The 26,354-nt window shown below is 68.9% G+C and carries 23 protein-coding genes; 12 read left to right on the top strand and 11 right to left on the bottom strand.

Annotated features, from left to right (window positions below; all coding sequences use genetic code 11):
* Nucleotide 1 precedes the first annotated feature (1 nt).
* From ACIRGA_RS04900 to ACIRGA_RS04880, 5 genes are all read right to left on the bottom strand, one after another.
* Nucleotides 2-1,597, bottom strand: a complete 1,596-nt coding sequence (locus ACIRGA_RS04900; RefSeq protein ID WP_400936807.1) for an SdrD B-like domain-containing protein — start codon at nucleotides 1,595-1,597, stop codon at nucleotides 2-4.
* Nucleotides 1,598-1,724: 127 nt separating this feature from the next.
* Entirely contained in the window at nucleotides 1,725-3,818 is a 2,094-nt protein-coding gene (locus ACIRGA_RS04895) for a PhoX family protein (RefSeq protein ID WP_400936587.1), read from the bottom strand.
* Nucleotides 3,819-3,997: 179 nt separating this feature from the next.
* The gene (locus ACIRGA_RS04890) at nucleotides 3,998-6,040 is read right to left on the bottom strand and encodes a PhoX family protein (RefSeq protein WP_400936585.1); all 2,043 of its coding nucleotides are present in this window, start codon (nucleotides 6,038-6,040) and stop codon (nucleotides 3,998-4,000) included.
* Nucleotides 6,041-6,138: 98 nt separating this feature from the next.
* Nucleotides 6,139-7,356 carry an MFS transporter gene (locus tag ACIRGA_RS04885; RefSeq protein ID WP_400936583.1) on the bottom strand — a complete coding sequence of 406 codons (1,218 nt, stop codon included), beginning with the start codon at nucleotides 7,354-7,356 and terminating at the stop codon, nucleotides 6,139-6,141.
* Nucleotides 7,346-7,804, bottom strand: coding sequence for a MarR family winged helix-turn-helix transcriptional regulator (locus tag ACIRGA_RS04880; protein WP_400936582.1), 459 nt, complete (start codon nucleotides 7,802-7,804; stop codon nucleotides 7,346-7,348). The genes ACIRGA_RS04885 and ACIRGA_RS04880 overlap by 11 nt, the downstream gene beginning before the upstream one ends.
* Nucleotides 7,805-7,881: 77 nt before the next feature.
* Here ACIRGA_RS04880 and ACIRGA_RS04875 point away from each other — a divergent pair, with 77 nt between their 5' ends.
* Entirely contained in the window at nucleotides 7,882-8,517 is a 636-nt protein-coding gene (locus tag ACIRGA_RS04875; RefSeq protein WP_400936580.1) for an HAD family hydrolase, read from the top strand.
* A gap of 164 nt (nucleotides 8,518-8,681) precedes the next feature.
* On the opposite strand, the gene ACIRGA_RS04870 is transcribed toward ACIRGA_RS04875, so the two are convergent.
* Together ACIRGA_RS04870 and ACIRGA_RS04865 are read right to left on the bottom strand one after the other, a co-directional pair.
* Nucleotides 8,682-9,770 carry an inositol-3-phosphate synthase gene (locus ACIRGA_RS04870; protein WP_219146960.1) on the bottom strand — a complete coding sequence of 363 codons (1,089 nt, stop codon included), beginning with the start codon at nucleotides 9,768-9,770 and terminating at the stop codon, nucleotides 8,682-8,684.
* 63 nt (nucleotides 9,771-9,833) lie between these two features.
* Nucleotides 9,834-10,379 (bottom strand): PadR family transcriptional regulator, encoded by a 546-nt coding sequence (locus ACIRGA_RS04865; RefSeq protein ID WP_005168208.1) that lies wholly within the window; start codon nucleotides 10,377-10,379, stop codon nucleotides 9,834-9,836.
* Nucleotides 10,380-10,626: 247 nt separating this feature from the next.
* On the opposite strand from ACIRGA_RS04865, the gene ACIRGA_RS04860 reads away from it, so the two are divergent.
* The 3 genes from ACIRGA_RS04860 to ACIRGA_RS04850 all read left to right on the top strand — a co-directional run bounded on the left by ACIRGA_RS04860 (nucleotide 10,627) and on the right by ACIRGA_RS04850 (nucleotide 16,591).
* On the top strand, nucleotides 10,627-11,040 hold the full coding sequence (locus ACIRGA_RS04860) for a DUF5318 domain-containing protein (RefSeq protein ID WP_400936578.1): 414 nt from the start codon (nucleotides 10,627-10,629) through the stop codon (nucleotides 11,038-11,040).
* 496 nt (nucleotides 11,041-11,536) lie between these two features.
* On the top strand, nucleotides 11,537-13,927 hold the full coding sequence (locus ACIRGA_RS04855) for a transglycosylase domain-containing protein (protein WP_400936576.1): 2,391 nt from the start codon (nucleotides 11,537-11,539) through the stop codon (nucleotides 13,925-13,927).
* A 159-nt stretch (nucleotides 13,928-14,086) separates the two neighbouring features.
* Nucleotides 14,087-16,591, top strand: a complete 2,505-nt coding sequence (locus ACIRGA_RS04850) for a transglycosylase domain-containing protein (RefSeq protein WP_400936574.1) — start codon at nucleotides 14,087-14,089, stop codon at nucleotides 16,589-16,591.
* Here the strand turns inward: ACIRGA_RS04850 and ACIRGA_RS04845 are convergent, their stop codons facing one another.
* Nucleotides 16,592-17,641, bottom strand: a complete 1,050-nt coding sequence (locus ACIRGA_RS04845) for a Gfo/Idh/MocA family oxidoreductase (RefSeq protein ID WP_400936572.1) — start codon at nucleotides 17,639-17,641, stop codon at nucleotides 16,592-16,594.
* A gap of 55 nt (nucleotides 17,642-17,696) precedes the next feature.
* Here ACIRGA_RS04845 and ACIRGA_RS04840 point away from each other — a divergent pair, with 55 nt between their 5' ends.
* Together ACIRGA_RS04840 and ACIRGA_RS04835 are read left to right on the top strand one after the other, a co-directional pair.
* Nucleotides 17,697-18,785: an ROK family transcriptional regulator gene (locus ACIRGA_RS04840; RefSeq protein WP_400936570.1), complete on the top strand. Its 1,089-nt coding sequence runs from the start codon at nucleotides 17,697-17,699 to the stop codon at nucleotides 18,783-18,785.
* A gap of 17 nt (nucleotides 18,786-18,802) precedes the next feature.
* The gene (locus ACIRGA_RS04835; protein WP_400936569.1) at nucleotides 18,803-20,350 is read left to right on the top strand and encodes a glycosyltransferase family 87 protein; all 1,548 of its coding nucleotides are present in this window, start codon (nucleotides 18,803-18,805) and stop codon (nucleotides 20,348-20,350) included.
* Here ACIRGA_RS04835 and ACIRGA_RS04830 read toward each other — a convergent pair.
* The 3 genes from ACIRGA_RS04830 to ACIRGA_RS04820 form a co-directional block, all read right to left on the bottom strand.
* Complete coding sequence (locus ACIRGA_RS04830) at nucleotides 20,307-20,642, bottom strand: hypothetical protein (RefSeq protein WP_400936567.1); 336 nt, start codon at nucleotides 20,640-20,642, stop codon at nucleotides 20,307-20,309. The two genes, ACIRGA_RS04835 and ACIRGA_RS04830, sit on opposite strands and share 44 nt — an antisense overlap.
* A 44-nt stretch (nucleotides 20,643-20,686) precedes the next feature.
* A complete protein-coding gene (locus ACIRGA_RS04825; protein ID WP_400936566.1) occupies nucleotides 20,687-21,202 on the bottom strand; it encodes a hypothetical protein in 516 nt (171 codons plus the stop codon).
* 205 nt (nucleotides 21,203-21,407) lie between these two features.
* On the bottom strand, nucleotides 21,408-22,187 hold the full coding sequence (locus tag ACIRGA_RS04820; RefSeq protein WP_400936564.1) for a deoxyribonuclease IV: 780 nt from the start codon (nucleotides 22,185-22,187) through the stop codon (nucleotides 21,408-21,410).
* Between the two features lie 120 nt (nucleotides 22,188-22,307).
* Here ACIRGA_RS04820 and ACIRGA_RS04815 point away from each other — a divergent pair, with 120 nt between their 5' ends.
* The 6 genes from ACIRGA_RS04815 (at nucleotide 22,308) to rpsR (ending at nucleotide 26,352) form a co-directional block, all read left to right on the top strand.
* Nucleotides 22,308-23,099, top strand: a complete 792-nt coding sequence (locus ACIRGA_RS04815; RefSeq protein WP_400936563.1) for a hypothetical protein — start codon at nucleotides 22,308-22,310, stop codon at nucleotides 23,097-23,099.
* A 134-nt stretch (nucleotides 23,100-23,233) separates the two neighbouring features.
* On the top strand, nucleotides 23,234-24,118 hold the full coding sequence (locus ACIRGA_RS04810) for a hypothetical protein (RefSeq protein WP_400936561.1): 885 nt from the start codon (nucleotides 23,234-23,236) through the stop codon (nucleotides 24,116-24,118).
* 100 nt (nucleotides 24,119-24,218) lie between these two features.
* The gene (locus tag ACIRGA_RS04805; RefSeq protein ID WP_400936559.1) at nucleotides 24,219-25,103 is read left to right on the top strand and encodes a hypothetical protein; all 885 of its coding nucleotides are present in this window, start codon (nucleotides 24,219-24,221) and stop codon (nucleotides 25,101-25,103) included.
* A 78-nt stretch (nucleotides 25,104-25,181) separates the two neighbouring features.
* Nucleotides 25,182-25,502, top strand: coding sequence for a 30S ribosomal protein S6 (gene rpsF / locus ACIRGA_RS04800; RefSeq protein ID WP_016338288.1), 321 nt, complete (start codon nucleotides 25,182-25,184; stop codon nucleotides 25,500-25,502).
* A 17-nt stretch (nucleotides 25,503-25,519) separates the two neighbouring features.
* On the top strand, nucleotides 25,520-26,026 hold the full coding sequence (locus ACIRGA_RS04795) for a single-stranded DNA-binding protein (RefSeq protein WP_007032318.1): 507 nt from the start codon (nucleotides 25,520-25,522) through the stop codon (nucleotides 26,024-26,026).
* A gap of 77 nt (nucleotides 26,027-26,103) precedes the next feature.
* A complete protein-coding gene (rpsR, locus tag ACIRGA_RS04790) occupies nucleotides 26,104-26,352 on the top strand; it encodes a 30S ribosomal protein S18 (protein ID WP_005168122.1) in 249 nt (82 codons plus the stop codon).
* The last annotated feature ends 2 nt before the right edge of the window (nucleotides 26,353-26,354 follow it).

Raw genomic sequence — 26,354 nt, 5'->3', positions numbered from 1 at the left:
TTCACGGATCGAGCAGCCCGGCGTCCTTGGTCAGATCCTCCGGAGCCCCCAAAGAAGCCACCGGCGTGCAGCCGGTCGCGGGGTCCGCCGCCGAATCCGTGCCGTTGTAGTGCGCGGCGCCGGAGCGGGTCAGCTGACGCGAGCCGACGTCGAAGCACACCTGGTACGAACCCGGCGCGAGGCGTTCGAAGGTGTACCGACCGTCCGGGCCGGTCACGGCCGAGCCCAGCTCCTTGCCCGAAGCGTCCTTCACCGTCACCTTCACGTCCGGGACGCCGAGCTCGTCACGGCTTTGGAGGCCGTCCTTGTCCTTGTCCAGCCACACGAAGTCGCCCAGCCTGCTCGCAGGCGCGTTCAACCCCGCGGCGAGCGTCAGGTCCACGCGCTTGCGCGGGCCGACGGTGGTGGTCGCGGTGCAGCCGGTCGCGGGATCGGCGTCCGAATCCTTCGTGTCGTCGCCCGCGTCCTTGGCCGTATACGTGAACGGAAGCCCGCCGATGTCGAAGCAGACCCGGTAGATGCCGTCCTTCAGCTTGGTGAAGCGGTACTTGCCGCCGGCGTCCGTGGTGAGCGTGCCGAGCGCCGTGCCCGACGCGTCCTTCAAAGTCACCTTCACGCCCTGGACGCCCGGCTCTCCGGCGTCCTGCAGGCCGTTCCGGTCGAGATCGTTCCAGACGAACTCGCCGATCTCGTCGATCGCGGGCGGCGGCGTGACCTTGATGGTCGTGGTCGCGGTCTTCTTCGGCAGGGTGCCGCTGGCGACGGTCACGGTGCTGACGTGGCCGCTGTCCGCTTCGGTGACGTTCTTGTGGTCGCACGTGACGGTCGCGGACTTGCCGCCGTCGAGAGTCGCGATCGGCGCGGGTTTCACGTCGCAGTACGGGTCTTCGACCTTGATGTCGGTCAGCGTCGTGGTGCCGTCGTTGGTGACCGTGAACCGGTAGTTCGCGGTGGTGCCCGCCTCCAGCGTGGCGGTGTCTCCCCAGGCGCCGCTCGCCGGATCGCGCACCTCCGCCTTCGCCGTGAACGAGGCGACCTGAAGGTGGACGCAGTCCCACATGACCCAGTTGCGGTCGGTGGCGGCGAAGAACTTCACGGCGCCGGCCGACGGCGGGGCGGTGGACGGCGGGAAGTCCTGCCGCGCCAGCGCGCCGTCGGTTTCGACGGCGTGCACGACCTTGAGCTTGTTCTCCAGGACGACCTTGCCGGACCCGTCGTAGAACCGCAGGCCCGTCTCCTGGACGGCGCCCGCGCGCTGGACGTTCGTGCCGGTCCAGTCGGTCAGGCTGTAGACGGCGCCCGGCACGAACTTCAGCGCCGCGTAGGCGGTGCTGACCATCTTGTCCGGGGTCGAGATCAGGGCGTATTTGCCGCCGTCCGGCTGGTAGCCGCTCGCCGTGGACAGCCGGGGCTGCTTACTCCTCGGCGTGCCGGGAGGCACCGGGGCGGCCGGGCTGAACGTGTACCCGGCGGGCGGGCTGCCCTGCTCGACGCTCGGATTCGGCGCGGCGCCGCCGGTGCAGCCGGACGGGACGGTCTCCGCCCGCGCGTACGCGGGAACGACGCCCGAGGCCAGCACGCCCGCCACCATCAACACCAGTGCCCTTTTCACAGGCCTGAAGCTAATGAGCGCGACGTCGCCGCGTCATCACCGAACGGTGTCGTCCGGCGCCCCGATCAGGGAGAACAAGTCTCGCCGAGAGTGATCGGGGCGCCGGAAGCCACTACTTGACGCCGATGCGGCCGACCTGGCCCCAGCGGCCCTTCTTCCACACCGAGACGATCGCGGGCCGCGGCTGCGTGGTGCCGCCGTCCGGCCAGTGCGACGTCGGGTTCGCGGAGCTCTCCGCGTTCTCGCCCGGGTGCTGCACGGCGACGAGCACCAGGTGGTCGGTCACCACCGGGCCGCAGGTCTCCGCACCGACCGGGACCGACAGGAACTGCTTGACGTGCCCGCGTTCCGGACCGTCGACCGGCACCGAGAACAGTCCGTCGTTGGCGCCGAGGGCGTTGCCGTCGGTGGAGATCCACAGGTTGCCGTGCCGGTCGAACGCGACGTTGTCCGGGCAGGAGATCGGGCTGACCTGGTCCTTCGGGAAGCCGCCGAAGTAGGTGTCGGCCGTCTTCGGGTCACCGCAGACCAGCAGCAGCCGCCAGGAGAACTTGGTGGCCGCCGAGTCGCCGCGGTCCTCCTCCCATTCGAGGACGTGCCCGTTGCGGTTCTTGACGCGCGGGTTCGGCTCGTCGACGCCCGCCTTGCCCGCGGCGCCGCGGTCGCTGTTGTTCGTCAGCGCGGCGTAGATCCGGCCGTTGACCGGGTTCGGCTCGATGTCCTCCGGCCGGTCCATCTTGGTCGGCTGGACCTTGTCCGCGGCCTGCCGTGTGAACACGTAGACCTCTTCGGCGGTGAAACCGTCCACAAAGGACTTGTCGCCGGAGACCAGCGGGATCCATTCGCCGACGCCGTCGAATTCGCCGTCCGAAGGCAGTTTCCCGGTGCCGTCGATCTCGGCGGCCGGGCTGTCGCCGGTGAAACGGGCGACGTACAGGGTGCCTTCGTCGAGCAGCGCCGAGTTGTGGCGGCGCGCGTGCGCGCTCTTGCCCGGCTTGTACTTGCCCTTGGAGACGAACTTGTAGATGTACTCGAAGCGCTCGTCGTCACCGGAGTAGACGGCGACGCGGCCGTCCTTGGTGATCTTGACGTTCGCGGCCTCGTGCTTGAACCGGCCGAGCGCGGTGTGCTTGACCGGCGTCGAGTTCGGGTCGTTCGGGTCGATTTCGACGACCCAGCCGAAGCGGTTGGCCTCGTTGGGCTCCTGCGCGAGATCCCAGCGCTTGTCGAACCGCTCCCACTTGCGGGTGGTGGCGCCACCGGAGAAGCCGTAACGCTTCAGGCGCGCGGCGGCGACCGGGTCGGTGACGCTCGCCGCGTTGGCGAAGTACTGGTTGACGTTCTCCTCGCCGGAAAGCACGGTGCCCCAAGGGGTCACGCCGCCGGCGCAGTTGTTCTGCGTGCCGAGGACCTTGCGGCCGGTCGGGTCCGCGGAGGTCTTGAGGAACTTCGAACCGGCCGCCGGGCCGCGCACCTCGAAGGCGGTGTTCAGCGTGATGCGGCGGTTGAACGGGCTCGGCACGGCGCGCAGCGCGCCGCCGATCGGGTCGCGGAAGGCCTGGACGACCGAGAGGCCGTGCGCGGCCCACGCGATCTTGACCTGCTCCTCGGTCGGGTTCGCCGGGTCGTACTGGTCTGCCGGGAACATGTGGATCTCGGTGGTGTACTCGTGGTTCACCACCAGCAGGTTGCGGATGCCCAGCGGATCCTGCGGGATCAGGCCGACGAAGTCGTTGTTGTAGCCGAACTGCTTCGCCTGCGCGGCCGCGGTCTGCTTGTGGAAGTCGAACTTCGGCGCGCCGAATTCGACGGCGTCGCCCCAGCGGATGACGACACGCTGGTCGTAGCCCTCGGGGATGGTGACCGCGTCGACCTTGTTCGGCGGCACCGCTTCGAAATCGGTGCCGGGCACCGGGCGGCCCGGCTTGCCGCGGCCGGCGGCCGAAACGTCGGCCGGGGTTTCGGCGGCGGCCGTGCCGGACAGCGCGGCGAAACCACCGGCGGTCGCGGCCAGCACGGCGCTCGCCTTCAGCGCGCCACGGCGGGAAAGCATGTTCTTGACGACGTCGCCGAAGTACTCGTTGTCCGACGTGTTGGGCTCGGGGTGGGCGCACGCGTTGCCGCAGCGGTACTCGCAGGTGACCGCGGAGCGGCCACCGGGGTGGGAGGTGATCAACGGCAGCAGCCGCTGAGGCTCGAAGGACACAGGGCCTCCATGGTCGCGGTGGGTACACGTAGTCCAGTCGGGGGAACGCCGTGACGTTAAGCGACCAAAACGATCCAGCACTGGCCAGCAGGTGAACAGCGCGCGAACGAGCGATGGCGCGCTGCCGGACCTCGCAGCGCGCCATCGACCAAAAGTACTGCTAGATCGTTGCTTTTCGACTAGGAACCGATGTCGGACAACCCGTGCCTGCCGGGTTTCCACACCGCCACCACCGAGGGACGAGGCTGGTTTTCGCCGCCGTCCGGCCAATGGGAGGCCGGTTTGTCGGCGTTCGCGCCGTCGACTTCACCCGGATGCTGGACACAGACCGTGACGATCTTCCGCTCGACGATCGGGCCGCAGGTCTCCGCGCCACGGGGCACGGTGAGGAACAGCTTCAGCTCGCCGCGGTTGCGGCCCTCCAGCGGCACCGAGTAGAGACCGTCGTTGATGCCGAGCGCGCCCGCGGAGTCGGTGGAGATCCACAGGTTCCCGTGGCGGTCGAAGGCCACGTTGTCCGGACTGGAGATCGGCGAGACCTGGTCCTTCGGGAAACCGGCGAAGTAGGTGTCCGGCGACGCCGGATCACCGCAGACGAGGAACAACCGCCAGCTGAACGTCAGCGCGAGCGCGTCCCCGCGACGCTCTTCGAGCTCCAGTACCTGACCGTGCTTGTTGTTCAGCCGCGGGTTGGGCTCGGTGGCGCCCTCCTTGCCGGGGTTGCCGCGCTCGACGTTGTTGCTGAGCGCGCAATAGATCCGGCCGGTGTACGGATGCGCCTGGATGTCCTCGGGACGGTCCATTTTGGTGGCGCCCACGCGGTCGGCCGCCTCGCGAGTGAAGACGTACACCTCTTCGGCGGTCATTCCGTCCACAAAGGACTTGTCGCCCGACGCCAGCGGGATCCATTCGCCACTGCCGTCGAATTCGCCGTCTGAAGGCAGTTTCCCGGTGCCGTCGATCTCGGCGGGCGGGCTGTCGCCGGTGAACCGGCCGACGTAGAGCGTGCCGTCGTCGAGCAGGGTCATGTTGTGGCGCCGGGCATGCGCGCTGTCGCCCGGCTTCATGCGGCCCTTGGAGATGAACTTGTAGATGTACTCGAAGCGCTCGTCGTCACCGGAATAGGCGACCACGCGGCCGTCCTTGGCGACGCGGATGTTCGCCGTCTCGTGCTTGAACCGGCCCAGATGCGTGTGCTTGACCGGGGTGCTGTCCGGATCGTTCGGGTCCAGCTCGATCACCCAGCCGAAGCGGTGGGCCTCGTTCGGTTCCCTGGCGATGTCCCAGCGCGCGTCGAACCGTTCCCACTTGCGGGTGGTCGCGGTGCCCTTGATGCCGTAGCGCGCGTAGCGCTTGCGCTTCACGGGGTCGGTGACCGTTTCCGCGTTCCCGAAGTACTGGTTGATGTTCTCCTCGCCGGACAGGATGGTGCCCCACGGCGTGACGCCGCCCGCGCAGTTGTTCATCGTGCCCAGCACCACCGTGCCGGTGGGATCGGCGGCGGTCTTGAGCAGGTCGCTGCCCGCGGCGGGGCCCGTCACCTTGAACGGCGTGTGCAGGGTGATCCGCCGGTTGTAGCGGGACATCTTCGGCCGCAGGTGCCCGGTGTCGCGTCCGCGCGACACCTGGACGACGGTCAGCCCGTGGGCGGCCCAGGCGATCTTGACCTGTTCCTCGGTCGGGTTGTCCCGGTCGTAGCCGCGGAACATGAACTCTTCCGAGGTGTACTCGTGGTTCGTGACCAGGAGCGAGGAGAGACCCCAGCGATCGAGCGGCAGCAACGCGGCGAAATCGCAGTTGTAGCCGAACTGCTTCGCCTGCGCCTCGGCGGTCTGGTGGTCGAAGTCGAACTCCGGCGCGCCGGGCAGCACCGCGTCACCCCAGCGGATGACGATGCCCTGCTCGTAGCCCTCGGGCACCACGACGGCGTCGAGCGTGTTCGGCTGGACGCGCTGGTAGTCGGTGCCGGGTGGCGGCTTCGGCCGTCCCCCAGGTGCGGCGGAAGCCGGCGCGGCGAGCGCGAGCGGCGTACCGGCCGCCAGCGCGACGACGGCGGTCGCCTTCAACGCGCCGCGGCGGCTCACCGAGCCGAGCACGTCGGCGAAGGTGGGGTTGTCCGAGGTGTTCGGCGCGTCGTGGAAGCACGCGTCGCCACAGCGGTAAGTACAGGTCACTGACGCCCGGCTTGGCGAGTGACCGGCCAGCAACGGAAGAAACTTCACGCGGACCTCCGCATCTGCAGTTCGGGAGGTCGACGCTAAGGCACCGGACCAACGGGAGGAAACCCCTCGTTGGTCCGGTGTTCACCTTTTGTTCCGATTTACATCTCTTCGCCCACGAGGACCGCTTCGGCCGGGATCGTGTGCGGGTCCGCGGTCTTCTCGCGGATCGTCAGCAGGGCGCCGGCGAGCACGCACAGGATCGCGGCGATCACGAACGGCGCCTGCTTGGCGCCGAACCACTCGGCCAGGTGACCGACGACGGTCGCGGCGACCGCACCGCCGAGCCAGCGGCAGAAGTTGTACCCGGCGCTCGCGACCGGACGCGGGGCGTCACTGATCGACATGGCCGTCCCGGTGAAGAGCGTGTTGAGCAGACCGGACACCAGCCCGGACAGGATGATGCCGACGACCAGCACCGGCTTGCTCGGGACCGCCATGATCAGCAGCAGCACGGCGTAACCGAAGACGGCGACCACGGTCGCGTGCCGCTCGCCGAGCTTCGCGGCGAGTTTCGGCGCCAGCACCACACCCGCGACGGCGACCGAAAGGCCCCAGCCGCAGAAGATCAGCCCGACGGCGACGGCGCTCCACTCCAGCACGAACGGCGACCAGGCCAGCACCACGAAGAACGCGGCCGTGTACAGCGCGGAACCGATCGAAGTGCGCAGCAGCCCGCCGTGCTTCAGCGCGCGGAACGGGTCGAGCAGCCGGATCTTCGGCCGCTTCTCCTTCGCGTCGGCGGTCAGGAAGATCGAGCAGAGCACGAGACCGCACAGCATCAGCAGCGAAGTGCCGAGGAACGGGCCGCGCCAGGAGATGCTGCCGAGCAGGGCGCCCAGCAGCGGGCCGACCGCGAGGCCGACGCCGAGCGCGGCTTCGTACAGCAGGATCGCGCCCGCCTGGCCGCCGGTCGCGGCGCCGACGATCACCGAAAGCGCGGTGGCGATGAAGAAGGCGTTGCCGAGACCCCAGATCGCGCGCAACCCGATGAGCTGCTCGATCGACCCGGACGCGGCGCACAGCGCGGTGGCGACGACGACCAGCGTCAGCCCGACGACCACGGTCCGCTTGGCCCCGAACCGGGCACTCATCGCGCCGGTCACCAGCATGGCGACCGCCTGGACGCCGAGATAGCTGGAGAACAGCAGGGTCACTTCGGACGGCGTCGCCTTCAGGCCTTCGGCGATCGACAGCAGGATCGGGTCGACCAGCCCGATGCCCATGAACGCGATGACCGCGGCGAACGCGGTGATCCATACCTGTTTGGGCTGTCCCTTGACGGCGTCCAACAGGCTCGAGTGGTGCTCAGCGCTCATCGCGGATCAGTTCCTCCTTCTTGTCTTCGTGCAGCAACCTGGTGAGGGCGGGGAGCGCGGCTTCGATCGCGACGCGGTCGGTCTCGTCGAGTTCGAGGAGCCGTTCGCGAAGGAACTCCTCCCTCGCGACGATCAACTGGCGATGGAAGCGCTGCCCGACTTCGGTGACCTCGACGAGCACGGCCCGGCCGTCGGCGGGGTCGCGGCGGCGGCTGACCAGCCCCAGCCGTTCGAGACGGCGGACGACGTCGGTCATCGTCGGCATCCGGACCCGTTCCAGCTCGGCGAGCGTGCTCATCCGGCGCGGACCGCCGTTGAGCAGCTCCGACAGCACCGAACCCTGCGTGAGGGTGAGCTGCACCTGCGGGGTCTCCCGGCGGACGAGGTAGTACAGCCGGAACACCAGCGGGCGGAGCCGGTGGGCGAGGTCGGCGACTTTCGTGGTCACTTAGCCATGCTAACTAAAATTACTGAGCATGGCTAAGTAATCTGCCGCACAGGTTTCCACCGCCTAGGCTTGGTGGCGTGGAAGCGGTGATCTTCGATCTCGACGGTGTCCTGGTGGATTCGGAAAAGATGTGGGACGAGGTCCGCCGGGCGGTCGTCCACGAGTTCCACGGCACCTGGCGGGAGGAATCGACCAGGGCCATGCAGGGGATGAGCACCCCGGAATGGGCCGCCTACCTGGCGCACGACCTCGGCGTCCAGCTCCGGCCCTCGGACGTCGCGCAGGTGGTGATCGACCGGATGGCGCGGCGGTACGCGGAGAAGCCGCCGATCATCCCGGGCGCGCCGGGCGTCGTGCGGGAGGTCGCGAAGCACTGGCCGGTGGCGATCGCGAGCTCGTCGCCGCCGCTGCTGATCAAGGCGTTCCTCGACATCACGCGGCTGCCGGTGCCGACGGCGGTGTCGTCGGAGCAGGTCGGGGCGGGCAAGCCGGCGCCCGACGTGTACCTGAAGGCGGCCGAGCTGCTGGGCGCGGAGCCGAAGAACTGCGCGGCCGTGGAGGACACGACGAACGGGCTGCGCGCGGCGCTGGCGGCGGGGATGACGGTGTACGCGGTGCCGAATCCGCATTTCCCGCCGGATCCTGCGGTGCTGGAGCAGACGACGGTGGTCGGGAAGATCACCGACCTACCCGCAGCACTTGCCGAGCGCTAGAGACCGCGACCAGAAGGGTCTCCCCAAGGGCGCCCCGCGCCCGACGGAGACTTCACCGTCGAGCGCCCTCTTTTGGGCCGAAGGCCCACGGAAACGTGATGAAGGGGCGCCTTCGCGCTCACCGTGAGGTGGAAGCGGAACGGCGCCCCTTCGGCACGTTTACGTCAGCGCTCGACAGAACCAGAGATGAACTTCTCCACCTCGTCGCGCGCGGTGGCGTCGTCGTACTGCTCCGGCGGCGACTTCATGAAGTACGAGGAAGCCGACAGGATCGGGCCGCCGATGCCGCGGTCCTTCGCGATCTTCGCGGCACGCACGGCGTCGATGATGATGCCCGCCGAGTTCGGTGAGTCCCACACCTCGAGCTTGTACTCCAGGTTCAGCGGCACGTCGCCGAAGGCGCGGCCTTCGAGCCGGACGTACGCCCACTTGCGGTCGTCGAGCCACTGCACGTAGTCGGACGGCCCGATGTGGACGTTGCCCTTGCCGAGCTCGCGGTCGACCTGCGAAGTGACCGACTGGGTCTTCGAGATCTTCTTCGACTCGAGCCGCTCCAGCTCCTTCATGTTCAGGAAGTCCATGTTCCCGCCCACGTTGAGCTGCATCGTCCGGTCGAGCTGGACGCCGCGGTCTTCGAACAGCTTCGCCAGCACACGGTGCGTGATGGTGGCGCCGACCTGGGACTTGATGTCGTCACCGACGATCGGGACGCCGGCCGCGCGGAACTTCTCCGCCCACTCGGGGTCGGAGGCGATGAACACCGGCAGCGCGTTGACGAACGCCACACCGGCGTCGATGCACGCCTGCGCGTAGAACTTGTCGGCCTCTTCGGAGCCCACCGGCAGGTACGAGACGAGCACGTCGACCTCGGCCTCGCGCAGCGCGGCGACGACGTCGACCGGGGTCTCGTCGGACTCCTCGATGGTCTCGCGGTAGAAGCGGCCGAGACCGTCGTAGGTGTGACCGCGCTGCACGGTGACACCCAGCGGCGGCACGTCGGCGATCTTGATCGTGTTGTTCTCCGAGGCGAAGATCGCCTCGGACAGGTCACGGCTGACCTTCTTGGCGTCCACGTCGAACGCGGCGACGAACTCGATGTCGCGGACGTGGTACTCGCCGAACACGACGTGCATCAAACCGGGCACGCGGGTGCCGGCATCCGCGTCGCGGTAGTACTGAACGCCCTGGACCAGTGAGGCCGCGCAGTTGCCGACGCCCACGATGGCCACCCGAACGCGGCGGTTCTCGCCCATGCCGGTTTCTCCTTCATTAGTCCAACAGTTGTAGGTAATGCGCAGCAGGGACCGCGGAGCGCCTCAGGTCTCCGGTCCGCGCTGCTCGGCCTGTTCGTGCGCGATCAGCTCGTTGAGCCAGCGCACCTCCCGCTCACTGGACTCCAGCCCGAGCCGGTGCAGCTCACGGGTGTAGCGGTCGATCTTCTCCTCGGCCCGCGCCATTGCCGTCCGAAGTCCTTCTCGGCGTTCCTCGACCCGACGACGACGGCCTTCCAGGATTCGCATCCTGACGTCGGCCGGTGTCCTCGAAAAGAACGCCAGGTGGACGCCGAAGCCTTCGTCGTCCCACGTCTGCGGCCCGGCGTCGCCGAGCAGTTCGGCGAACCGTTCCTTGCCCTCCGCGGTCAGCTTGTACACGCGCTTGCCCCGGCGTGCCCATGCCCGGTCTTCCACCTCTTCGAGCTCCTCGACGAGGTAACCGGCGCGAAGCAGCCGACGCAGGGTCGGGTACAGCGAGCCGTACGAGAACGTCCGGAACATCCCGAGCGTCTCATGCAAACGTTTGCGCAGCACGTAACCGTGCATGGGGGTCTCGTGCAGCAGCCCCAAGATCGCGAGCTCGAGCACACCGCACCCCCTTCCGGGAACAAACCGCGACCGGTCGCGTTGGCCACCGTGACCGGCTCGGTCAACCTACCGGCCCACTATATCGCGCCGATACATCGGAGTGGCGTAGCTAACCCGATCGAGCCCTGGTGGATCCGGGCGAAATTCATCGGAGAGTTATCGAATCGTCGGCGTGTCCGACCGTGTGCGGACCGTCCCCCCGAGAACGGGGCGTGGACCACACAGCGAGAGCCCGTACTCTGTTGGCGTGCGAAACCAGCGGCAGGTCGTGGACTACGCCTTACAGCGGCGCGCGCTGCTCAAGGGCGTCCACTCCGGACGGGTCGGCACATACGACGTCTGCGACGCGGGTCCGTATCTCCTGAGGGCCGCGAAATTCCACGGACGACCAGGCGAGCAGGACTGCCCGGTCTGCCATCGGGAGAAACTGACCCTGGTGTCCTGGGTGTACGGCGACGAGCTCAAGCACGCCGCCGGATCGGCCAAGACGCCGGAAGAACTGGTGCGAATGGACGGGCTCTTCGCGGAGTTCACCGTCTACGAGGTCGAGGTCTGCGGGAGCTGTCACTGGAACCACCTGGTGCGGTCCTACGTCCTCGGAACAGGAGAACCGGGAACCACCCGGCCACGGACCCGGTCGCAGAGGACAGCGGGTCAGTGACAGGTATCGAAAACGCAGTTGACCACAGAGCGGCGTCCCCCGAAGCGCCGGTCTGGGAGGCCCATTCGTGAACGACGACCGCAATCGCTCCTGGCCTGGCCAGGAGCCTGATGCACCTCGCCGTGCCCCATGGCCGGGCGAAGACGAACCCGGCTGGCCGAGTGAAGAACCGCCGCGCCGCCCCCAGCGCCGGACGCCTCCGAACGGCACTCCCCGCCAGAGCCCGCCACGCGCGGCGGGCCCGCCCGGTCCTCAGTGGCCGGGCGGCGACGCAGGCGGCCCGGAGTGGCCCTCCGACAACGATGCGCCCGAGCCGCGCCGTCCCGCGGCGCCGCGGCGCGCCAACGGCATGCCCCCGCGCAGGCAGGGGCCCCCGCCGCCCGGTGGCCGTCCCGCGGGTGACCCGCGGGCCCGTCAAGGTGCCACCGGGCATCGCCCGCCGCCGCCCCCGCCCGGCAACCGCCGTCCGCCTGCCCCGGCCGACCAGGCGACCGCGATGGTCCGGCCGGTCGAGCCGGAGCCGTACGAGCGCGAGCCCGAGCTCATCACGCATCACGCGCACAACGGCACCGAAGACCCGTACGGCTACGACCCGTACGACGATCGCTATGACGATCGTCACGAAAGCGCCGCGTTCGGCGCCGAGGGCGAGGACCCGTACGACGACCAGCCCGCCGAAGACGAAGAAGACGGCAAAAAGAAGGTCCTCACGCCGAAGCAGCGCAAGAAGCGCCGCTGGCGGATCGTCCGCCGGGTCCTCTACGCGATGTTCGGCCTGTTCGTCGTGGTGCCCGCGATCGCGTTCGTCATCACCTACTTCCTGGTGGACGTCCCGACGCAGGAAAGCGTCGCGAGCCTGCAGAGCCAGCCGATCACGCTGATGTACGCCGACGGCAGCCCGATGGGCAAGATCGCGCCCGCGAGCGGCGGCAGCCGATACCTGCTGCAGCCGGGCGACGTCCCGGAAGTGGTCAAGAAGGCCGTGTACGCGGCCGAGGACTCGTCGTTCGAGACGAACTCCGGATTCGACGTCGGCGGCATCCTGCGCGCGGTCTACAACAACGTCACCGGCGGCCAGGGCGGCGGTTCGACGATCTCCCAGCAGTACATCAAGAAGGCCACGGCCAACGAGGCGCCGACGCTCACCCGTAAATGGACCGAGCTGGCCAAATCCTTCAAGATGAACAACCAGATGTCCAAAGAGGAGATCATCACCGCCTACCTCAACACCATCTACTTCGGCCGCGGCGCGAACGGCATCGAAGCGGCCGCGCAGGCCTACTTCAAGAAGCCTGCCAAGGAGCTCGGCGCGGCGGAGGCGGCTTTGCTCGCCGGGCTGATCCAGGGCCCGAGCAAGTCCGAGAACGACGCCTACGCGCAGCGACGCTGGAACTTCGTGATGGACCAGATGGTGGCGAACAAGTGGCTCGACCCGGGTGAGCGCGCCGCCGCGCAGTTCCCGAAGCCGATCCCGAAGGCGCAGGCGAAGGCCGACGACGCCGGGACGCTGAGCCTGCACATCCGCAACCGGGTGATCGACGAGCTCGAAGCCCGCGGCTACGACCAGGACCGGCTGCACCAGGGCGGCTTCAAGATCACCACGACGATCGACCCCAAGGCCCAGAAGATGGCCGAGGAGTCCGTCGCCGAGGGGATGAAGGGCCAGACGGACGAGAACATCCTGAACGCGCTGGTCGCGGTCGACCCCAAGACCGGCGGTGTGGTCGCGTACTGGGGCGGTCCGGACTGGAAGAAGAACGAGCAGGGGCAGGACGTCCAGGCCATCGACTGGGCGAACGTGCCGCACAACCCCGGTTCGGCGTTCAAGGCCTTCGACCTGACCGCGTTCCTCAAGATGGGCCGCGGTCTCGGCGAGACCTTCGACGGCTCCAACAACCGGAAGTTCGACGGCCGCACGATCCGCAACGCGGGCGAGAGCTCCAACTGCGGCACGCAGTGCACGGTCGCCGAGGCGATGAAGGTCTCCGCGAACACCGTGTTCTACGACATGGTCCGCAACGAGACCAAGGTCGACCCGGTGGCGAAGGCCGCGAAGGAAGCCGGCGTGATGGTGGAGGCCGACGGCGGCAAGGCGAAGCTGAGCCCCGACATCAACATCGCGCTCGGCGGTGGTGGCACGGTCACCACCGCGGAGGACATGGCGGCCGGGTTCGCCACCTTCGCCGGTGAAGGCGTCCGGCAGAAGCAGCACTTCGTCGCCAAGCTGACCAACTCCCAGGACGAGGTCGAGTTCGACGAAACGGCTCCCAAGGGCGCTCCCGCCTTCAGTGACGACGCCGACAAGAGCAAGCAGATCGCGGGCAACGTCACCGACGCGCTCGAAGAGGTCATCCCGTACTCGAAGCTCAAGTGCCCGAAGGGCCACGACTGCGCGGGCAAGACCGGGACCCAGCAGTACGACCCGAAGGACAGCGACCCGGCGAGCTATCGCGACCGCAACGCGCAGACGTGGATGGTGGGCTACACGCCGGCCATCTCGACCGCGGTGTGGGTCGGCGGCGACGGCAACAAGCCGCTGCACGACAAGAGCGGCAAGCCGATCTACGGCCGGACGATCGCCGGTCCGATCTGGGAAGACTTCATGTCCCGGTACATGACCGGCAAGCCGTCGGAGAAGTTCGACAACGTCAAGCCGATCGGCAAGGACGCGCGCTCCGTGCCGACGACGACGGCGTCGAAGCCGCCACCGGTCACCACGACACCCGAGACGCCGTCCACCACCCCGACGCCGACGACTCCCACCCAGCCGACCGAGCCGACGGAAACCGGTGGCTGGCCGACGAAGCCGACCAAGCCCACCAAGCCGACAAGGCCGGGCCCGGGGACTTCGGATCCGTTGTTCCCGAACGCCGAAGACCCGGGCTGAGCGGGCTGAGCACGTGACGAAAGGTGTGCCGGGCGGGTGCCCGGCACACCTTTTTTTCGTGGCAACGGTGAACCTGAACCGATCCGATACGTCTTAACTAGAAGGAGACCTGCGACCGCAGGACCGCGCTCACCCACGAAAGGTTCGGAGGACGTCCCAGTGAACGACGATCCCCACGGCGGATGGCCAGGTCAGGACCCTGACCCCGCCCGTCGTCCGCAACGCCCGGCCGGACCGCCCCGTCGTCCCGCCGGACCGCCCCCGGGGCACGGGCAGCGGCAAGGTCCCGGATCGCAGGCACCGTGGCAGCGGCAGGGCACGCCTCAGCAGCCGCCCCCGCGGCGTCCGCAGCGGCCACCGGTCGCGCCGCAGCACGAGCCGGACCTCATCACGCATCACGAGCACAACGGCACCGTCGATCGCGGTTACGAAGAGTCGTACGAGGACGAGCGGTACGGCCCGGAGACCGACGAGAACGGGAAGCCGATCCTCACCCCGGCTCAGCGCAAGAAGCGCAGGTGGAGACGCATCCGGCGGGTGCTGCTCGCGCTCTTCTGCCTCTTCGTCGTCATCCCGGCGATCGCGTTCGTGATCACCTACTTCGCGGTCGACGTGCCGTCGCCGCAGTCCGTCGCGGCCACGCAGGGCCAGGCGGTGACGTACTACTACGCCGACAACACCGAGATGGGCAAGGACGTCCCCAAGGGCGGCAACCGGCAGATCCTGACGCCGGAGCAGATCCCGGACATCGTCAAGAAGGCCGTGATCGCCACCGAGGACGCCTCCTTCGAGACGAACTCCGGCTTCGACATCGGCGGCATCCTGCGCGCGGTCTACAACCAGGTGACCGCGGGCAAGGGCGGTGGTTCGACCATCTCCCAGCAGTACATCAAGGTGGCCAGCGGTGACGACGAATCGTCGCTCGCCCGTAAATGGACCGAGCTCGCCAAATCCTTCAAGATGAACCAGACGTACGAGAAGAAGGACATCATCTCGGCGTATCTGAACATCATCTACTTCGGCCGCGGCGCGTACGGGATCGAATCGGCCGCGCAGGCGTTCTTCGGCAAGCCCGCCGGTGAGCTCAACGCGTCCGAGGCGGCGCTCCTCGCGGGCCTCATCCAGCAGCCGGGCCGTTCGGAGAACCCGAAGGTCGCGCAGGACCGCTGGACGGTGGCGCTGAACCGGATGGTGGAGAACAAGTTCCTCTCTCCCGCGGACCGCGCGAACCTGCAGTTCCCGACGCCGATCCCGCAGGCCGACAAGCAGCAGGCCGGGGTGGTCAACCCGTTCATCCGCGACAAGGTCAAGGAAGAGCTGGCCGCGAACGGCATCACCGACGACGTCTACTACCGGGGCGGTTACAAGGTCTACACGACCATCGACCCGAAGGCGCAGGCCGCGGCCGAACAGGCGATCGCCGACGGGATGAAGGGCCAGACCGACGAGAACCTGCTCAACGCGCTCGTCGCCGTCGACCCCAAGACCGGCGGGGTGAAGGCGTACTACGGCGGCCCTTCCATCGTGAAGGGGCCCAACGGCCAGGACCAGAAGGGCCGCGACTGGGCGAACACGCCGCAGAACCCCGGATCGTCGATGAAGCCGTTCGACCTCACGGCGTACCTGCAACTCGGCAAGGGCGGTATCAACTCGACGTTCGACGGGTCCAACAACCGGCAGTTCGGCAAGCAGACGATCCGGAACGCCGGTCCCGGCAGCTCCTGTTCGGCGCAGTGCACGGTGTCCGAGGCGATGCAGCGTTCGGCGAACACGGTGTTCTACGACATGGTCGTGAACGTGACCAAACCGGGGCCGGTGGCACAGGCCGCCAAGGACGCCGGTGTCAAACCCGCGCCCGACGGCAGCTCGGAACTGTACGCCGACAACAACATCGCGCTCGGCGGTGGCAAGACGGCCGTCAGCCCGGAGGACATGGCCGCCGCGTACGCCACTTTCGCGGCGGAGGGCCAGCGGCGTGACAAGCACTTCGTCGTCAAGGTGACCAACTCGCAGGACGAAGCCGCGTACTCCGCTCCGGAAGAAGCGAAACCGGCGTTCGCCGACGACACCGACAAGAGCAAGCAGATCGCCGGCAACGTCACCGAATCGCTCAAGGGTGTCATCCCGTTCTCGAAGCTCAAGTGCCCCAACAACCACGAGTGCGCGGGCAAGACGGGAACCCAGCAGCACACCTACCGTCCGGGCGAGCCCGCGTCGGCGAAGGACTCCAACTCGCAGACCTGGATGGTCGGCTACACGCCGTCGATCTCGGCCGCGGTGTGGGTCGGCGGCGACGGCGACAAGCCGCTGAAGGGCAAGAACGGCAAGGCGATCTTCGGTTCGACGATCGCCGGGCCGATCTGGCAGAAGTTCCTTTCCCTGTACCTGAACGGGAAACCGGGGGAGCGCTTCGACAAGGTCAAGATCATCGGCGGGGACGACAACAACACCGTCCCGTCGACGCAGACCCCGCCGGACGGGGACGACGACTCGACCGAGACCGGCACGCCGTCGACCGGCCCGTCGACCGGGCCCTCGTCTTCGCGGAACGAAGAGGACCCGCCGTCAAGCTCGAAGAACCCGCCTTCGTCGAGTGAGAACAACGAAGAAGGCGGCAACGGGGGTCCTCCCGGCCGGGGCGGCAGAGGCGACAACAACGAATAGCTAGAGGGTGACGACGCGCCGTTCGGCACCCGCGAGGTGAGCGGCTTCGATGACCCGGAGCGTCTCGACGGCGGAGGCGGGATCGACCGGGAAGCCGCCCTTGCCGAGCAGCGCGTCGCGCACCTGCGCGTAGAAGTCCTCGTAGCGGCCGACCTCGGTGGGCACGGTCTCGACGTCGTCGTTCACGCCGAGCATGCCGGCGTCCGACGCCGGTTCGACGGCCCAGCCGGGGTCGCCGGGCCGCAGCCCGGCCTTGATCTGCGGCTCCTGGACGTCGAGGCCGTACTTCGTGAAGGTCGCCTTGTCGCCGAGCACGCGGAATCGCGGGTTCCGCGTGCCCGCGAGCGCGGACGCCCACAGATGCGAACGCACGCCGTTGGTGTGCCGAAGGGCGACGAAGGCGTCGTCGTCGACGGACACCCCGGCGCGGCGCCTGTCGACCTCCGCGTAGACCTCGGCGACCGGGCCGAACAGCTGCAGTGCCTGGTCGACGATATGCGCGCCGAGGTCGTAGAGAAGCCCGCCCGCCTCGGCGGGATCGCCGAACTCGCGCCAGTTGTCCCGCGGCTTCGGCACCCAGCGGTCGTAGCGCGACTCGAAGCGGAAGACGTCGCCGAGGCGGCCCGCCTCGAGGACCTTCCGGACGGTGAGGAAGTCCGAGTCGAACCGGCGGTTCTGGAACACCGTCAGTCCGACACCCTTGGCCTTCGCGGCTTCGACGACCTTCGCCGCTTCGGCCGCCGTCGGCGCGAAGGGCTTGTCAACGACGACAGGCAGGCCGGCCTCGATCGCCCGGAGCGCGAGCGGAACGTGCGTGCGGTTGGGCGTGCTGACGACGACCAAATCCAGCTCGCCTGCCTTCGCGAACAACGCGTCCGCGTCGGGCAAGACGTCGGCGGTGGGATGGTCGGCGCGGGCCTGCCCGACCCGGTCCGGATTCGAGGTGACGATGGCGGCCGGGGTCAGCCCCGGTGTCGCGTCGATCAGCGGCGCGTGGAAGACGCGTCCGCCGGTGCCGTATCCGAAGATCCCCACTCGCAAGTCAGCCATGACCCCATTAAACAACAGTGTTGCGTAATCAGCCAGTCATGGCAGGATGCGCGCTATGCCGGAGACCGGGGTCAATCTGCGCGGCCTGCGCCAGCACAATCGGACACTGCTGCTCACGCATGTCCTGCGCGCGGGCGGCCTCAGCCGCGTCGAACTCGCCGAACGCACCCGGCTCACCCAGCAGGCCGTCTCGAAGATCGTCCCCGAACTGCTCGAAGCCGGCCTGGTGGACGAAGAACGCCAGCCCGCGGCCGGAGTCGGCAAACCACGCACTCTGCTGCGCGTCCGCGCGGACGCCCGGTACGCGCTCGGCGCCCAGCTCGACCGGGACTCCTTCCGGGTCGTCCTGACCGGCCTGACCGGGAAGATCATCGCGTCGCGAGGAGGGCCGCTGACCGCCGGATTCACCCCAGACCAGGCAGTTTCCGCCCTCGGCGAAGCGACCGAAGCGCTGCTCGACGGTGTCGAACGGGAACGTGTCCTCGGCCTCGGCGTCGGCAGCGTCGGCCCGCTCGACCACCTCGAAGGAGTGGTCCGAGACGCCACGAACATGCCGGGCTGGCACCACGTCCCCCTGCGCGACCTGCTGGCGGACCGCACCGGGCTGCCCGTGCGGCTCGACAAGAACACCAACGCCGCCGCCTTCGCCCAGCACTGGCCGGAGGGCGACCAGGCCGCGACCGCCGTCGTGCTCGTCGGCACCGGGATCGGCGTCGGCCTGCTGATCGACGGCAGGCTGTACCGGGGGCCGCGGACCAACGCCGGCGAGTTCGGGCATACGACGCTCGCCTTCGACGGACCACGCTGCGCGTGCGGCCGCCGCGGCTGCGTGGAGGTGCTGCACAACGCTGCGGCGACCACGGAAGAGGCGGCGGGCCTGCTCGCGATCGGGCTCGCCGACCTCGTCCAGGTCCTCGACCTCGAACGGGTCGTGCTGACCGGACGCGCGGTGCGCGCGGAACCCGAGGTGTACCGCGACACCGTCGCCGCGCGACTGCGGGAACTCCTGCCTTTGCCGCACTGGCAACGGATCCAGGTCGATCTCGACGAGATGGGCGACGACGTCGTGGCGTTCGGCGCGGCCGCAGGGGTGCTGGCCAGGTTCTACGAGAGCGGCGACATCACCGGGTGGTCACCCGGATAGGCGCTAACATCCGCCACGTGTCCGACCAGACGACCCAGCCCGAGGCTCCGCTCTCCCTCACCCCCGGCGAGCGGGTCATCCCGAGCTGGAACGAACCGCTCGTGGCCGCGGCCACCCGGCCGATCGGCGGCCCGCTCGGCGAGCACGCGGCCGTGGGGCGGCACTGGTTCTGGTCGCCGCAGCGGGTCGGGCTGCTGCTGGCCTGCCTCGCGTTGCTGCTCTCGTGGTTCGGCAAGGCGTCGTGCATCCAGCAGTACACCGACGACTCCGGCGCCCACCAGCTCGACTGGCGGGCGGGCCGCCCGTTCGTCGCGATGTGTTACTCGGACATCATCCCGCTCTACAGTTCCGAGCGGCTGAACCATTCCGACACCTTCCCGTACGTGACTTCGTGGACCGAAGACGCGGGAACGGCGAAGGAGACCACGCGGTACATGGAGTACCCGGTGGCGACCGGGCTGTTCCAGTGGATCAACGCGAAGCTCACCGAAGCCTGGCTCTCGGTCGCGGAAGCGGGCTGGCTGCCCAGCGCCCTCCCGGTGGCCGTGTACTTCAACATTTCGGCGCTCTGGCTGGCGCTGGCCTGGCTCGTCACGGTGTGGGCGACCGGCCGGTCGCTGAAACGCCGTCCGTGGGACGCCGCGCTGGTCGCGATCTCGCCGCTGGTGCTGGTACACGTCTTCACCAACTTCGACGCCATCGCGACCGCGTTCACCGCGACCGCGCTGCTCGCGTGGGCGCGGCGACGGCCCGAAGTCGCGGGATTCCTGCTCGGCCTGGGCGCGGCGGCGAAGCTGTATCCGCTGCTCCTGCTGATCCCGTTGTTCTTCCTGTGCCTGCGCGCGGGCAAGGTCAAGCAGTGGGCGCTCGCCGCCGGACTCGCGGTGGCGACGTTCGTGGTGGTCAACGTCCCGTTCGCGCTCGCCGCGCCGACCGGCTGGTGGGAGTTCTTCCGGCTCAACACGGCGCGCCCGATGGACCCGGACTCGCTCTACAACGTGATCTCCCACCTGTCCGGCTGGGCCGGGTTCGACGGGAAGCTCGCCACGGGCGAGACGCCGGTCGTGCTCAACGCCGTCGTCGCGGTGCTGTTCCTCGCCGCCTGCGCCGGCATCGGGTACGTCGCGCTGAAGGCGCCGCGCCGTCCGCGGCTCGGCCAGCTGGCCTTCCTCGTGGTCGCCGCGTTCCTGCTGACCAACAAGGTGTGGAGCCCGCAGTACTCGCTGTGGCTGGTTCCGCTGGCGGTGCTCGCGATCCCGCGCTGGCGGCTGCTGCTCGGCTGGATGATCCTCGACGCGCTGGTCTGGGCGCCGCGGATGATGTACTACCTCGGCGTCGACAACAAGGGCCTGCCCCAAGAATGGTTCCTCGGCGCCGTCGTGGTCCGCGACCTCGCGGTACTCGGCCTTTGCGCGCTGGTGATCCGCGACATCCACCAGCCGCGCAAAGACCTCGTCCGCCTCGCCGGTGACGACGATCCGATCGGCGGTTTCCTCGACGGCGCCCCCGACGCGCGCACGGTCAACCGCGCTTCAGCACCTCAGGCCCAGGACGCTCCAGCCTGATGTGCTTGCCGAAGTCCTCGGCCCCGAAGTCTTCGATCCGCACGACGACGGCTTCCGGCGAGGTTTCGACCAGCCGGCAGGTGAACCAGTCTTCGCCGTGCCTGACCGACCAGCGCTCGGCGAGGATGGCCAGCCCCTCGGCTTCCAGCAACGCGACGGAGTCGTCGAAGGCGGCGGGCCCGCCGAGCGGGTAGCCGAAAACGGTCAGTGCCTGCCAACGGGTTTCCGGCGCGGGGACGACGTAGCCGACGTGCTCGCCGTCCTCCGCCCGGTACACGGTCCGATTCTTCATGCGGACAAGGTTCGACCCTCCCGTGGCGTGAGGGTCAAGCCGATTCAGCGCACGAGGTAGCCGCCCGTGCTCGTTTCGAAGAACGGGATCGGGGCCGTGCAACGCAGAACGTCCTGCTCGAGGCCCCCGACGGCCCAGCTCCAGCCGATCCGGTCGTGACCGCCCGGCACGTCCCGCACCGAGAAGCCGACCCGGCGCCCGACCAGGTTCACCGGGAGCCCGGGGATGTCGGCACGTTCGATCACGCCGGTCAGGATCGCGAGGTCGCCGTCGCGCGAGACGCAGTCGACCTTGCCGTCGAAATCGGCGAAGGGCTTTCCGTCCTTGGTCAGATGATTCACGTGGAACCGGCCGGAGGACTTCCCGGGATCGCCGAAGGCGGCGAAGTCGAACCGGACCGGATCGCCTTCGTAGCCCGGAAACGTCAGCGGACCGCCTGCCGACCCGAGGACGACCGAGCCGGACGGCGGGGCCTGCGCCGCCGTCGCCTGTGTCGCCCCCAGCGTTCCCGCGGCGACGGCGAGCACTGCGACGGCGGCGATCTTGGCCTTGAGCTTCATGACTTCCCTCCAGAAACCGGGTGTGTCCCGGCTGGAATCGAGCCTTCCGTGCCCGGCGTGCCCGGCCCTCCCGCTGGAGAGGGAACGATCTCCCGCGCGGGTAGCACCGGTCCGGTTGGGGGGGGGGGGGGGGGGGGGGGGGGGGGCGCGCCCCCCCCCCCCCCCCCCCCCCCCCCCCCCCCCCCCCCCCCCCCCCAACGCGACGTCAGGCGGAGGCGACGCGTTCCCGGACGTAGGCGATGTCCGCGGCCTGCCCGTCGGCCGGGGTCTCGACGACCACGGGCGCACCCGCCTCGGCCGCGACCGCGGCCAGCACCTCGGGATCGATCGTGCCGTCGCCGCCGACCACGTTGGCGTGCCGGTCCCGCGTGGAACCGAACTCGTCGCGCGAGTTGTTGAGGTGCACCAGGTCGATCCGGCCGGTGATGGCCTTGACCTTCTTGACCGCCTCGGTCAGATCCCAGCCCGCCGCGTACGCGTGGCAGGTGTCGAAACAGAAACCCGCGCCGAATTCGCCGACCTTGTCCCAGAGCCGGGCGATCGTGTCGAGGTCGCGGGTCATCGCGTTGTCGCCGCCCGCGGTGTTCTCGATCAGGATCGGCACGGCGAAACCGCCCTTTTCCTGCTCCCGCTCGAAAAGCTTGCGCCAGTTGACGAGACCTTCTTCGACGTCTTCGCCCGCACCGACGTGGCCGCCGTGCACGACGAGCCCTTTCGCGCCGATTTCGGCGGCGCCGTTCGCGTGTTGCGTGACGTTCTTCCGCGACGGGATGCGGATGCGGTTGTTCATCGACGCCACATTGATCAGATACGGCGAGTGGATGAACACCTCGACCGGCGATTCCTTGATCGCTTCGCCGTGCGGGTGGGGTTTGGGAGCCTTCCAGCCCTGCGGGTCGGAAAGGAAGAACTGAAGGACCTCGGCCTCGCGCTCGGCGACCGCGGAGAGGGGATCGTCGTCGCGGACATGGGCACCGATTTTCATGCCTGCAAACTACCCTTGGGCATTTCTCACCGGCGCGGCCCAGTCGGTCACGCTCGTGAGGTAGCGTGAGCGCGTTCCGTTAAACCGCGTTGGGTCTTTGAGGGGCGGAGGACGAACTCGATGGGGAAGACTGCCGGGCGGATCACGGCTTGGGGATTCGCGCTTTCGGTCACGGCCGGTCTTGCGTTCCCGATGACCGCGACGGCCGCCGAGGAACCGAGCCCGACCCTTTCCGGTGATTGCGGATCGACGCTGCAGAACGGGAAATCCGCCGACGGCCTCGTTCTCGACGCGGGTGCCCCGCTCGGCTCGTCCGAAACGCTGACGGTCGGCCTGGATTCGAAGGCCAAGACCGCCGAGGGCCGGAAGCCGCTCCTTTCCTTGCCGGTCGGCGACGTGGTCAAGGCGACCGGGCTCACCGACAACCAGGCCGGAGATCTCGTCGCGCAGGGCGTCTGCAAGCCCGCGCAGGGTGCGGTGAACGCGGTCGGGAACCTGACCCAGGGCGTCGCCGAAGAGCTGCCGCTTCCGGAAGTGCCCAAGCCGCCCAAGCCCGAACCGCCCAAGCCGGAGCCCCCGAAGCCGGGGCCGGGTCAGCCCGGTGGTCCGGGCAGTGAACTCCCGGTCGAAACCGCCCCCGGTTCCTCCACCGGCATCGGCGGCGACTCGATCGCCGGCCTGATCAGCAACGCTGCGCTGCTTCCCGGAAACTTCGTGCAGGCGCCGGTGATCACCGAGATCATCCCCGGCCAGGTGCCGCCGCCCACCGTCGACGAGAAGGACACCGGCAACGCGCAGGCCGTCCAGGCGCCGGTCACCCCGGCCAAGCTGCCGCTGCTGCTCGCGGTGCTGGCGCTGGCCGTCGTCGCCGCGGCTCTGGTCCGCGCCTGGCTGCGGGGCAAGCCCGCCTGATCTTCACCGTCAGTGACTCCCGGTGACGCCCGCTTCCACTCGAATGCCTGACCTCTTCGAGTGAGCGGGCGTTACTCGTCTCCATTAGCGTCGTTATGCCGGTAGGTGACCCCGACGACGGAGGAGTCGAAGGCATGCGCGAACGGACACGGAGGGCGACCGCCCTGGGTGCGTCGGCCTTCATTCTCGCGGGCTCGGCCGCCCTCGCCATGCCCGGCCAGGCCGCCGCCGCCGAGACCAAGACCGCCCCCTGCGGCGGATCGGTGACCGCGAAGCCAGGCGACAAGATCCTCGGCACCACGCCGCTGCTCGGCATTCCGCTCAACCTCGGCCAGGCCGGTTCGGTCTCCGGCGTGCTCACGGGCACGATCAACGCGCTGCTCGGCACGGTCTGCAAGGTGACGGTGACGATCGTGAACACGGTCGTCGCGCCGGTGCCGGTCGTCGGCGCTCCCGCCGCGGAAGCGCTGAACGGCGCCGTCTCCGGTACCACCCAAGCCTTGACCGGCGGCGGCAAGCCAGCCCCGGGAACCCAGCCCCAGCCAGGGAAACCCGCTCCCGGGACCCCCGGCAGCGGCGGCCCGCAGACGGGTGGACCGGGTGCTCCCGCGCAGGGCGGCGCGCCGGCGGGCATCCCCGCGGCGAACAGCCCGCTGCTGCCCGGCACCTTCACCCCGAACTTCGGCGGTCTGCCGTGGAGCATCAACACGGGCTACGCCCCGATGCGCGACTACAGCTCCATCCCGATGGCGACGGCCGGTCTCTTCAGCCCGTCGCCCGGCCTCCGGTACGGCGGCCAGATCCCGGGTTACGCGCCGCAGTTCGGCGTCGCGACCGAAAACCAGGGTGGGAACCCGGACGTCCAGAATGCGGGACAGGCCGAAGCGCTACCAAGCGTGAGCGACGGGTTCACTCAGGACGGGAAACTGCCGCTGCTCATCGCCGTTTTGGCACTCTCCGGAGTCAGCGCGGGCCTTGTCCGCACCTGGGTCCTACGCCGAATGGCCGCTACAAGTTAGTCCTACCGCCTAGTATCTTTCAGATCACTCCCTCGTTGTCCCCGTTGCAGTGATTCCTCATGCACTGCCACACGCCCCCACCACCCGGAGGATCGCGCTCGTGCGGAAGACCACCATCTGGCAGACCACCCGCAAGGCGCTCACCGTCACCGCACTCGCGACCATGGTCACCGGTGGCGCGCTCCTGACGGCGGGCACCGCCTCCGCGGCGGGCACCACGCTGGCGAACGCGTGCAGTGGCACCGTGAACGGCGGGATGGGCGACACCGTCGCGATCACCGGCACCTCGGTCAAGGAACTGGTGCGAGCGGGCGCGAAGGAAGCGGGCACGCTGGCCCTCTACGACGTCGCCGCGAACGACATCGCGAAGGTCAACAAGATCGAGCTCGGCACGGTCCCGAACGCGGCGGGCGGTTCGATCGAGGCCAAGGCGATCGGCACGGCCGTGCGACAGGCGGTCAAGGACACCAAATCGTGGGGCCTCGGGCTCAACCCCGAGAAGACCCTCGACTCCATCGAGCACAAGGTCACCGGCAGCTGCGGCCTGACCACCGTCGCCACGAACTACGTCGCGCCCACCCTGCCGACCCCGGGCACCACCGGCCCGCAGCAGGGCGGCAACGGCGGCGGCACCAACGGCCTCCCGTCCTCGCCGAGCCTGCTGCCCGGCGGCAGCAACGGCACCGGCTACGCCCCGCCGCGCGACTACGGCAACCTGCCGGTCGCGCAGCCGGGTGTCGCGGTGGCGCCGGGCGTGCGCTACCCGGCCAACAGCCCGCTGCCGGGCGAGGGTGCCCCGCAGTACGGCACCGACGGCCAGGCCGGGCAGGGCCCCGACGTCCGTAACGCGGGCAACGCCGAAGCGCTCGCGACCGACGGCATGCCCGGCGGCGACGTCCAGCTGCCGATGCTCCTGGCGGTGCTCGTGCTCGCCGGCGTGACCGCCGCGCTGGTCCGCACCTGGGTCCTGCGCCGCGTCTCCTGACCGCCAGGTACGCTTACCTGGACAAACCCTCCTGCCACGGACAGTCCGTGGCCGCGAGCCCATAGGAGGTGAGTGGTTGTGTCACGCCATTACGAGGTAATGGTCATCCTGGACCCCACGCTCGACGAGCGTACGGTGGCCCCGACCCTGGACAACTTCCTCAACGTGATCCGCACTTCGGGCGGAAGCGTCGAGAAGGTCGACGTCTGGGGCCGTCGCCGGCTGTCCTACGAGATCAAGAAGCACGCCGAGGGCATCTACGCGCTCCTCGACCTGAACTCGACTTCGGAAGCGGTCAAGGAGCTGGACCGTCAGCTCTCGCTGCAGGAGACCGTGCTCCGCACCAAGGTCATGCGCCGCGAGATCAAGCGCGCCGCGACCGCCGCCGCCAAGGCCTGAGCCGAAGGACTTTCCCGATGGCTGGAGACACCGTCATCACGGTGATCGGCAACCTCACGTCCGACCCGGAGCTGCGCTTCACCCCTTCCGGTGCGGCGGTCGCGAACTTCACCGTCGCGTCCACCCCGCGCACGCTGGACCGTCAGTCCGGCGAGTGGAAGGACGGCGAGGCCCTGTTCCTGCGCTGCAACATCTGGCGCCAGGCGGCCGAGAACGTCGCCGAGTCGCTGACGCGGGGCGCGCGGGTCGTCGTGCAGGGGCGCCTCAAGCAGCGGTCTTTCGAGACCAAGGAAGGCGAGAAGCGCACCGTCGTCGAGCTCGAGGTCGACGAGATCGGCCCCTCGCTGCGCTACGCCACCGCCAAGGTGAACAAGGTCAGCCGTGGCACCGGTGGCGGTGGCGGCGGCTTCGGTGGTGGCGGCGGTGGCGGCCAGTCCGGCCCGCCCGCCGACGACCCGTGGGGTTCCGCCCCGCCCGCCGGTGGCGGCGGTGGCGGCGGTTTCTCCGACGAGCCGCCCTTCTGATCAGGCGCTCCGCCGCGGGCGAAAGCTCCGCGAGACGCCGCGAGACAACCACTACGTAGAAATCCAGGAGAAATACCGTGGCCAAGCCACCCATCCGCAAGCCCAAGAAGAAGGTCTGCGTGTTCTGCAAGGCCGAGAAGAAGGGCCGCCCGGAGAACATCGACTACAAGGACACCAACCTGCTTCGGAAGTACATCTCCGACCGCGGGAAGATCCGTGCCCGTCGAGTGACCGGCAACTGCAGCCAGCACCAGCGTGACATCGCCATCGCGGTCAAGAACTCCCGCGAAATGGCGCTGCTGCCCTACACCTCGACCGCACGCTAAGG

Origin of the sequence: Amycolatopsis sp. NPDC102389 (assembly GCF_044765885.1) — a bacterium.
Lineage (GTDB): Bacteria > Actinomycetota > Actinomycetes > Mycobacteriales > Pseudonocardiaceae > Amycolatopsis.
The sequence above is the reverse complement of the archived record's forward strand: the minus strand, read 5'-3'. Positions and strand labels throughout refer to the sequence as shown.